Annotated in this window: 7 protein-coding genes; 3 read left to right on the top strand and 4 right to left on the bottom strand. The window is 67.7% G+C overall.

Features of this window, described 5'->3' with window-relative positions; genetic code table 11:
* Positions 1-608 (top strand): 16S rRNA (uracil(1498)-N(3))-methyltransferase (locus ISS20_RS21960; RefSeq protein ID WP_291439549.1); only part of this gene is annotated, 608 nt, incomplete at its 5' end.
* 189 nt (positions 609-797) lie between these two features.
* Complete coding sequence (locus ISS20_RS21955; RefSeq protein WP_291439547.1) at positions 798-1,955, top strand: diguanylate cyclase; 1,158 nt, start codon at positions 798-800, stop codon at positions 1,953-1,955.
* On the opposite strand, the gene ISS20_RS21950 is transcribed toward ISS20_RS21955, so the two are convergent.
* Complete coding sequence (locus ISS20_RS21950; RefSeq protein ID WP_291439545.1) at positions 1,939-2,508, bottom strand: DUF3617 domain-containing protein; 570 nt, start codon at positions 2,506-2,508, stop codon at positions 1,939-1,941. The two genes, ISS20_RS21955 and ISS20_RS21950, sit on opposite strands and share 17 nt — an antisense overlap.
* A 130-nt stretch (positions 2,509-2,638) precedes the next feature.
* A complete protein-coding gene (locus ISS20_RS21945) occupies positions 2,639-3,937 on the bottom strand; it encodes an acyl-CoA dehydrogenase family protein (protein WP_291439543.1) in 1,299 nt (432 codons plus the stop codon).
* Positions 3,938-4,145: 208 nt separating this feature from the next.
* Here ISS20_RS21945 and ISS20_RS21940 point away from each other — a divergent pair, with 208 nt between their 5' ends.
* A complete protein-coding gene (locus ISS20_RS21940; protein WP_291439541.1) occupies positions 4,146-4,913 on the top strand; it encodes an SOS response-associated peptidase family protein in 768 nt (255 codons plus the stop codon).
* A gap of 30 nt (positions 4,914-4,943) precedes the next feature.
* Here ISS20_RS21940 and ISS20_RS21935 read toward each other — a convergent pair whose 3' ends face one another.
* Together ISS20_RS21935 and ISS20_RS21930 are read right to left on the bottom strand one after the other, a co-directional pair.
* Entirely contained in the window at positions 4,944-6,203 is a 1,260-nt protein-coding gene (locus tag ISS20_RS21935) for a branched-chain amino acid ABC transporter substrate-binding protein (protein WP_082564848.1), read from the bottom strand.
* 61 nt (positions 6,204-6,264) lie between these two features.
* On the bottom strand, positions 6,265-7,788 hold a 1,524-nt coding region (locus ISS20_RS21930; RefSeq protein WP_291439538.1), incomplete at its 5' end, for a long-chain-fatty-acid--CoA ligase.

Raw genomic sequence — 7,788 nt, 5'->3', positions numbered from 1 at the left:
TGCTTAAGATGGGCCGCAGCGATGTGCGCGTGCTGGTGGGGGCGCACCACGCCATCGACCGCGAGGCGCCCCGCGCAGTGCACCTGCTGGCGGGCATCACCGCCAACGAGCGCATGGACTGGCTGGTCGAAAAGGCCGCCGAGCTGGGCGTGGCCAGCATCACCCCGCTGGTGGCAGAGCGCAGCGTGCTCAAGCTCAAGGGCGAGCGCGCCGACAAGAAGATCGCCCACTGGCAGGCCGTGGCCGTGGCCGCCTGCGAGCAATGTGGCCGCAACCGCGTGCCACTGGTGCACCCGGCCATCGATCTGGCTGGCTGGCTGCGTACACCAGGGCAAGGGCAGGGGCACTGCCTGACCTCCCCAGAGATGCAGGACACTCCCCAGCGCTTGCTGTTGTCGCTGCGGCCCGGCACTGTGCCGCTGCGTGAAGCCACTGGAGGCGAAGGTGCCCAGCGCCCGGTGCTGTTCCTTTCGGGCCCTGAGGGTGGCCTGAGCCCTGCGGAAGAGGACCTGGCGCTGCAACACGGCTTTGCCCCGGTCACGCTGGGCCGCCGCGTGCTGCGCGCCGAGACAGCCCCGCTGGCCGCCCTGGCAGCGCTCACCCTGTAGCGCGGCCACTCTGCGCGGTAGCCCGCGCTCGCCGCATGGGCCGCATGCCCAGCCAGGGTCTGGGGACTGTACGCACAGCACTACCTCACCGTAAAATCGCCGACTGGTCGGTAACCCAGGACAGCAGGGTTTTCGTGCCAATCCGCCCGCGCGCAGCGCGGCCCTCCCTCCCGGCCGGAGCCCCCCACCTTGCGCCCACCCGCCCGCTGGCAGCGCCTCAAGGATGTGATCCTCTCCACCGACCCTCGGCGGCGAACGCTGGTGGGCATGGCCTTGCTGGCGCTCACGCTGATGGCCGGCAGCGCCGGGGTGATGCTGCTGGTGGCGCATTCCAGCACCACCGTGGACCAGACCGCCGTGCAATGGTGGGCCGCCCTGTCGGTGGGCGGCCTGGTGGTCATGACGGCCTTCATCCGCTCCGGCGAAACCGCCCGACTGCGCGACCCTTCGCTCACCATCCCGCAGATGGTCTGGACCATCACCAGCGGCGCCGTAGCGTATGTGCTGGCGGGCGATGCGCGCGGGCTGGTGCCCAGCGTGCTGGCGATGATCCTGTTCTTCGGTACCTTCGGCCTCACGGTGGCCGAGGTGATTGGCATCGGGGTGTACGCGCTGCTGGCGTTTGCCAGCGCCATCGGCGTCAGCTCACGCTTCAATGCCAACGCATCGGGTTACCTAGACACCGCCTACGCGCTGATGGTGCTCATCGTGCTCAGTGGCTGCATTGCGCTGAACCTGCGCATCCAGCGCATCCGCGCCAAGCTGCAGCAGCAGCGCGAGGCACTGGCGCAGGCGCTCGAAGTCAACCGCGAACTGGCCACCCGCGACGAGCTGACGGGCCTCATCAACCGCCGCGCCATGCTGGACCTGATGGCACTGGAGCACCGCCGCAGCCTGCGCAGCGGCCGCCCGATGCTGCTGGCACAGCTGGACATCGACCACTTCAAACCCATCAACGACCGGTATGGCCACGCCACTGGCGACCGCGCGCTTCAGGCGTTTGCGGGCACGGTGCGCGCCAGCGTACGCGACACTGATGTGCTGGCCCGCTGGGGCGGCGAGGAGTTTGTGCTGATGCTCTCCGATACCTCGGCAGAACATGCGCGCGACCTGCTCGAGCGCATCCGCCAGGCGGTGCAGGCGCTGGAGATTGCCCACAGCGCAGGCTCGCTGCAGCTCACGGTGTCCATCGGCATCGCGCAGCACCTGTCCGGAGACACGTTGGAGCACACCCTGGAGCGCGCCGACCAGGCGCTGTACCACGCCAAGGCCCTGGGCCGCAACCGCGTGGTGATGGCGCCCGCGGCCCACCGCGCGGCGGCGGCAGGGGTTAACGCACGGGCTTGAGCGTGCCGCAGTCGGCCGCGAGCCACTTGCCGTTTTGCACCATGTCGATCTGCTCAGGCTTGCCGTTGGAAGTGGTCTTGACCTTGAAGTTGCCCGCATAGGCGGTGGGGCCCTGAAAGGTCATCGTCCCCTCGCCCGTGGTAGGTGGCTGGCCCTGGCTACCCTTGCAGCTGAACGTCATGGCCACCGCGTTGGGGCCGGTACGTTGCACGTTCTGCGTGCAGCCTTCCTGGGCCGGAATGCGGTCCAGATCGGCCTGTTCGGGGCTGATGCAGACCTTCACCGTGTTGCCGCTGGGCCCCATGCTCACGCCCTGCTGGGCCATGGCCTGCTCCATCTGCTTGCGCTGCGCGGGCGTCAGGCTGGCCATGGACTTTTGCATCTGCGCCATGGCGGCCTCCAGCTGGCCGCTCTGGCTTTTCATGGTCACGCTGTTCTCCCACAAGCCCGGCCGCAACTTTTGGGCCTGGGCATGGGCAGCGCCCCCCATGCCCGGCAAAAACACGGCGGCGGTGAGGGCAACTGCCAGGGTGCGGGGAGTGGTGTGGTGCATGGCGGGACCTCGGGGAGGTGAACTGCGGGGCTCTCAGTATCCGCAACCGGCGGCCTGCTGCCAAGTGCCGTGGCCTGTCCGAAGGTGCCATCACGCGCCACCCCATACGGGTGGTCCCTGCCGTTGCCTTTCAGGCGCTCAGGTGCGGCGGCGCACGCAGCTGCTCCGGGGTGGTGAAGTAAGCCGCCGACGCCCCAAGGCCCGCACGCGCCTGCGCCAGCTCGTGGCGCGCCACGGTGCGCAGGTGCACCTCGTCGGGCCCATCCATCAGCCGCAGCGCGCGGCCCCAGGTCCAGAAGGCGGCCAGCGGCGTGTCGGGCGACAGGCCCATGGCGCCAAAGATCTGTATGGCGCGGTCCACCACCCGCTGCTGCAGGCGCGCAGCCACCACCTTGATGGCAGCGACCTGGGCACGCACGGCGCGCGCGTCCGCCGCATCGGCTGATTCGCCCTGGTCCAGCAGCCACGCAGCATGCAGCACCAGCAGGCGCGCCTGGTCGATCTCGATGCGCGACTCGGCCAGCCACTCCTGCACGTTGGCCTGATCGGCCAGCGGCTTGCCAAACGCCGTGCGCTCCAGCGCTCGCTCGGTGGCCAGGCGCAGCGCCAGCTCGCACTGGCCGATGGTGCGCATGCAGTGGTGCACACGGCCGGGCCCCAGGCGCGCCTGCGCCATCGCAAACCCCGCCCCCCAGTCGCCCAGCAGGTGGTCGTGCGGCACCCGCACGCCCTGCAGCAGGATCTCACAATGCCCCTCGGGTGCATGGTGATGCAGCACACTGATGTTGCGCACGATCTGCACACCCGGCGTGTCCACGGGCACCAGCACCATGCTGTGGCGATGGTGGCTGTTGGTCTGGTCGTCATCTGCATTGCGGCACAGCACGATGAGCAGCCGGCAATGCGGGTGCGCCGCGCCGGTGATGAACCATTTGCGGCCGCTGAGCACCAGACCATCGGCCTCGCGCCGCACCGTGGTCTGCAGGTTGGTCGGGTCGGACGAGGCCACGTCGGGCTCGCTCATCGCAAAGGCCGACCGCATCTGGCCGTGCAGCAGCGGCACCAGCCAGCGGACGCGCTGGGCGGGTGTGGCAAAGCGGTGCAGCAGCTCGATGTTGCCGGTGTCTGGCGCGTGGCAGTTGAACACCTCGGCCGCCCAGGGCAGGCGGCCCATGGCCTCGGCCAGCGGCGCGTAGTCGAGGTTGCACAGGCGCGTGCCGGGCTCGTCGTCCTGCAGCGTGGGCAGAAACAGGTTCCACAGACCTTCCTCGCGGGCGAGCGCCTTCAGGTCCTCCACAAAGGGCGGCGGGTAGTCGCCCGCCAACACGGCCGCATGCCAGGCAGCGTTGTAGGGCAGCAAATAACGGTCCATGAACGCCAGCAGGCGCTCACGCCATTGAAGGGCCAAAGGGGAAGGTGCGAAGTCCATGCGGACATTGTGAAAACAGCGCCAGCGCGCGTCACAACGCAGGCGACAACGGGCTTGACGCACATCACGGCCTGCCCGGGCGCCTGCGGTGATGGCGCCGCAAAAGCTATGCTATTGATAGCAACCAAGACATATTGCACTAGCGCCACCAGCCATTTTTGCCTGATAACTGCCCTATCGCCCCCCTCCACACAGGTACCATGCCCCCATGAGTACCCACTACGAAACCCTGCAACACGCCGACACCTACCGCGAGGCGTTTGCAGTCGAGCCCCCTGCGGCGCTGGGTGAACGCCACCTGTGGCCCCGCAAGCCAGGCTTTTTCATCGTGCATGCAGCAACGGCGGCCGCCCTGGCACAAGGGCCAGCCAGCACGGTCAATACGCTCGAAGAGGCCGCTCCAGCGGCGGCTTCAGACAACCCCAGCGACGCTGCCCCCACGCGGGTGCTGGTGCCCGCGCAATGGGGCCTGGTGCCGCACTGGGTCAAGTCGGCATCCGACGCCAAGCTGCGCGCGCCCAAGCTGGTCAACGCCAAGTCCGACACCGCCTCCACCGGCACGCCCTTTCGCGACGCGTGGCTGAATGGCCAGCGCTGCATCGTGCCCATGGCGGCGTTCTACGAAGACGACCTGCGCAGCGGCAAGGCCGTGCCCACCCGCGTGGCGCGCGTGGACGGCAAACCCATGGGCGTGGCGGGCCTGTGGGCACGCTGGCAGGGCGCTGACGGCGAGGTGATCATCAGCTACTGCCTGCTCACGGTGAACGCCAACAACCACGCGCTACTGCACCGCTACGGCCAGCCCGGCAGCGAAAAAAGCATGCCCGCCATCCTGAACGAAGGCGCTTACGACGCGTGGCTCACGGCGCGGCCGGAGAAGGCCAAGGAGTTCATGCGGCAATACGCCCCGCAGTGGCTGCTGGCCAACCCGGTGGAGAAAAAGGCAGACAAGGTGCCCAAGGGTTTCCTGGGCTGACCCCGCGCCGCAAGGGCGGCGCGGCGGCGCTCAGGACGGCCGCTTCATCTGACACGACGTCGGCTGGGCGCTGATGTAGTTGTCCCACGCCACTTCGGAGCGGAAGCCGTAGCCGGTTTTCTCCGCGTCGTACTTCACGCCTTTGCTGCCCTGCTTGGCCCAGATGCCCAGGTACAGCGGCGCTTCAAGCTGGTGGTCGGTCTTGCGCATGCGCACCTCGCCCATGGGGCTCTTGTAGGTCATGCCTTCCAGCGCCAGGGCCACCTTCTTGGCGTCGGTGGACTGGGCCTTGCGCATGGCCTCGCGCAGCATGTGCACGCTGTTCCAGTGGGCGGCAAACACAAAGTCTTCACCGGTCTTTTTCTTGTAGTCCACGTAGATCTTTTCGAGCTCGGGGGTGGGGGCGTTGTGCACCCAGTTCCAGATGACCCCGACCTTGCCTTCGCCCCAGGGCCCGATCTGCGCGGGCGTGCCGGGGTTGTTGGCATTGAGCGTGAAGTAGTTGATGTTCAGGCCGTAGTCGCGGGACGACTTGAACAGCAGTGTCAGGTCGCTGCCCCAGTTGGAGGTGATGACGGTGTCGGCCTTGGTGGCGGCAATCTTGGCCACGTACGAGGCGAAGTCACGCGTCTGGGCGATGGGGATGAAGTCATCGCCCACAACCTCGATGTCGGGCCGCTTGCGGGCCAGGTATTCCTTGGCGGCCTTGGAGACCTGGCGGCCGTGGGTGTAGTCCTGGTTGAGCAGGTACACGCGCTTCACGTCCTTGCGGCCTTGCAGGTAGGTGGTCAGCGCCTCCATCTTCATCTCGCTCGACGGATAGAAGCGGAAGTGCCAGAAGCTGCAGCGCTCGTTGGTGAGCTGCGGGTCCATGGCAGCGTAGTTGAGGTACACGGTCGCGCGCTCCGGGTCGCGCTCGGCGAGCTTGTTGAGCGCATCCACCAGCGCCAGCGCCACGCCCGAACCACCGCCCTGGGTGATGTAGCGCACGCCCCGGTCGGTGGCAGCCTTGAGCGCATTCAGGCTCTCCTGCGGTGTGCCCTTGTTGTCAAAGTCCATCACCTCGAACTTGGGCTCGTTGGGCCCGGCCTTGGCGTTGACCTGCGCCACCACCTCGCGCAGCTGGTTGAGCGAGCTTTGGCCCGTGAGCGCAAAGGGGCCGGACAGCAGGTCGATGAAGCCGATCTTCACCGTCTCGGCCGCGCCGGCGTGCGCCGCCATCACCAGCGCTGCAGCGCAGGCGCCAGCCTTGAGCCATTGATGAGGCCATTTCCTGGGAACCATGTTCATGGGTGTCTCCGTGGGGTGGGTAGATAGATGTAGATGGGAACAGCGTCAATGCGGGGCGGCTTCATTCACCGCTGAACACCGAGCCATGGCGTTGCCGCAGCTCGTTTTTCTGGACCTTGCCGGTGCCGCCCAGCGGCAGGCTGTCCACAAACAGCACGTCGTCGGGCAGCCACCACTTGGCCACGCGCTCTGCGAGGAAGTCCAGGATCTGCGCTTTGTCGAGCGACTGGCCGGGCTTGCGCACGATGAAGAGCAGGGGGCGTTCGTCCCACTTGGGGTGCTTGACGCCGATGACGGCCGCCATGGCCACGGCCGGGTGGGCCACGGCGACGTTCTCCAGGTCGATGGAGCTGATCCACTCGCCGCCCGACTTGATCACGTCCTTGGTGCGGTCTCGGATCTGCACCACGCCCTGCGGGTTGATGGTGGCAATGTCGCCGGTGGGGAACCAGCCATCGGCCAGCGCCGAGCGCTCGGCCTTGTGATAGCGCGACACGATCCACTGGCCGCGCACCATCAGCTCGCCCTGCGCAACGCCATCGCGCGGCAAGGTGATGCCGTTTTCATCCACCAGCTTGAGTTCGATGCCGAACACCGACTTGCCCTGCTTGGCGACCAGTGCATGACGGTCCTCCGGCGGCAGTTCGCCATCGGCAGCGCCCAGCACGCTCATGGTGGCGATGGCCGTGGTCTCGGTCATGCCCCAGCCGTGGCGCACCTCCACGTCGTACACGTCGTTGAACTTGGCGATCAGCGCCTTGGGCATGGCCGAGCCGCCCACACCCGTGCGCCGCATGGTGGTAAAGCGCAGCTGGTGCTGCTCCACATGCTGAATCAGGCCCATCCAGATCGTCGGCACGCCCGCGCTGACGGTGACGCGCTCGGTCTCCATCAGCTCGTACAGGCTGGCGGCGTCCAGGCGCGGGCCCGGTAGCACCAGCTTGGCGCCGCCGATCAGGGCCGCATAAGGCAGGCACCAAGCGTTGATGTGGAACATGGGCACCACGGGCAGGATGGTCTCCCGCGCGCTGATGCTGAGCACGCCCGGCATGCAGGCCGACAGGGCACTGAGCACGAGCGCCCGGTGCGAATACAGCACGCCCTTGGGGTTGCCGGTGGTGCCCGACGTGTAGCACAGCGCTGCGCCGGTCTTTTCATCACATTCGGGCCACACAAAGCGGTCATGCTGGCCGGCCACCAGTGCCTCATAGGCGTCGACCCCGGGCACCCCTTGCAGGTCGATGGTGCCCAGCGTGTCGGAATCACACAGCGCCACCCAGTGCCGCACGCGGGGGCACGACGCCGCAATGGCGCGCACCAGCGGCGCGAACGTGGTGTCGAACAGCACCACCTCGTCGTCGGCATGGTTGACGATGTAGGCCAGCTGCTCAGGGTGCAGGCGCGGGTTGCAGGTGTGCATGACCATGCCGCTGCCGGACACGGCGTAATACGCCTCCAGGTGGCGGTGGTTGTTCCAGGCCAGCGACCCCACCACGCTGCCGGGGCGCAGGCCTATCGCTTGCAACGCGTTGGCCAGCTGCCGGGCGCGCCGGGCCATGTCGGCGAAACGGTAGCGGTGCAGGCT

Source organism: Acidovorax sp. (genome assembly GCF_016783915.1).
Classification (GTDB): Bacteria; Pseudomonadota; Gammaproteobacteria; order Burkholderiales; family Burkholderiaceae_C; genus Acidovorax.
Note: the sequence above shows the minus strand (reverse complement) of the source record. Positions and strands in the feature narration are given on the sequence as shown.